Origin of the sequence: Dorea chungnamensis, from assembly GCF_039832125.1 — a bacterium.
Classification (GTDB): Bacteria; Bacillota; Clostridia; order Lachnospirales; family Lachnospiraceae; genus JAFBIX01.
Genome location: NZ_JBDOHT010000032.1, coordinates 1 through 1,881 on the forward strand (window position 1 = coordinate 1; position 1,881 = coordinate 1,881).

General features: G+C 44.0%; 1 protein-coding gene. It reads left to right on the forward strand.

The window, feature by feature from the left end; all coding sequences use genetic code 11:
• Positions 1-152: 152 nt before the first annotated feature.
• The gene (locus ABE613_RS15080; RefSeq protein WP_173719767.1) at positions 153-1,607 is read left to right on the forward strand and encodes a DDE-type integrase/transposase/recombinase; all 1,455 of its coding nucleotides are present in this window, start codon (positions 153-155) and stop codon (positions 1,605-1,607) included.
• The last annotated feature ends 274 nt before the right edge of the window (positions 1,608-1,881 follow it).

Sequence of the window (1,881 nt, forward strand, 5' to 3'; positions counted from 1 at the left end):
GGTACTGTAAAGTTTTACAGTCCTATTTTTCTTTAAAACCTTATATTTTCAAGGACTTCACCACTTTTTGCATATAAAAAAGCAATGACCCCCTTTTTCGTGTATAATGTAGGCTACCAAACTCAACAAAATACGAAAGGTAAATCATTGCTATGGATAACATTATACTCTATTTACTTAACATCATTCAAGAACAATATCAGCAAATCTGCTGGCTTATTCTCTTTATCTGCAGATATATTCCTTTGAAACAATGGGCTCATGATGAAATCCACAGCCCTAAGTACCAGAAATTCCTCACTGATAAGCTTCCTGTCATCAAGCCCTTCATCAAACAGGACTGGATACTCTGGAACGAGTACTACCGACTCCGTTACGGAAAAGCCGTGAAACCAGTCAAAACTCACAAAGGTAAGACCCGCACCGTTCCTGAAGATATCGTGTGCCCTCTTTGCGGGGCTCCACATGAGTACATCTACGATAATACCGGTGGACGCGGTCAATTCAAATGTAAGATCTGCGGCCAGACCTTTGTTAATGGTGAGAAAGTAACTACTCCACTAAAACTCCAGTGTCCCTACTGCGGTCATGCCCTCCAGCCAGTCAAAGACCGTAAGCACTTCCGTGTCCACAAATGCATCAATGACAACTGCTCCTATTACAAGCGGAATCTGAATAAGCTTCCAAAAGACCTTCCAAAATCAGAATACTGGAAATACAAGCTGCGATACCTCTACCGCGAGTTTTCCGTGAACTTCTTCGACATGGATCTGAATCAGCTTCCGAAATGGGCAACCTCTTTCAAGTATAAGAAGAACAATGCCTATATCATGGGATTGTGCCTTACCTACCGTGTGAACCTCAAGCTTTCTCTTCGCCAGACTGTACAGGCTCTGAAAGAAATCCACGGGATTGAAATCTCACACACCATGGTCAACAACTATGCCAAAACCGCTGCTGTCATCATACGGCCTTTCGTGGATTCCTACGACTACAACCCTTCCAATGAACTGGCCGCCGATGAAACCTACATAAAAATCAAAGGCGTTAAATCCTACGTGTGGCTAATCATGGACAAAATATCTCGCTCCATTCTTGGGTATCAGGTCTCAACATCCAGAGATGTCGGTCCTTGCATCCTTACCATGCGGATGGCATTTGATAAGTTTAAGGAGTTCCCTGGCAAAGCCCTGAAATTCATCGCAGATGGATACAGTGCCTACCCACTTGCTGCCCAACAGTTTAAGATTGAGAAAGACTGGGATGTCTTTATCACTCAGGTCATTGGTCTTACAAATGACGATGAAGTATCTAAGGAATACCGCCCGTTCAAGCAGCTCATCGAACGCCTGAATCGTACCTTTAAGGAATCCTATCGCATTACCTGTGGCTATGGTACAGAAGATGGCGCCATCCACAGCGTCTCTCTTTGGGTTGCTTATTACAATTTCTTACGCCCACATGAAAAATCCGGTGGTAAAGAACCACTAAACAAAGTGGAACTTCTAGAAGGTGCTGGGAACATGCCCGGCAAATGGCAACTTCTCATCTACCTTGGCCAGCAGGCAATCCTGAAACAACAGAGCGAAGCTGCTATCTGTTCTTAGATTCCGAGCCGGAGGTAAATATCCAGCCACCAGAACCCTTGGTTCTGGCTTTGCCCTTGATGACACACTAAAATAATGCTACAATGCTGTGAATCAGACGGAGAAACCTATCTGTTCTTGAGTTCTTCGCCGTCGGTAAGACATTCAGAGCATTATTTTAGTGTGCCGTCAAGGGTGGCGTACACTGCCGAAAACTAACATATCTGCAATTTTCAAGGTTCCAATGGAGCCATTTTTTCAGCTCCAATTTTTCATAGGCTACTTTACACTACCT

What these genes read in the sequence shown, in the direction of transcription:
- ABE613_RS15080 (WP_173719767.1), top strand. Translation starts at nt 153, where the DNA reads ATGGATAACATTATACTCTATTTACTTAACATCATTCAAGAACAATAT.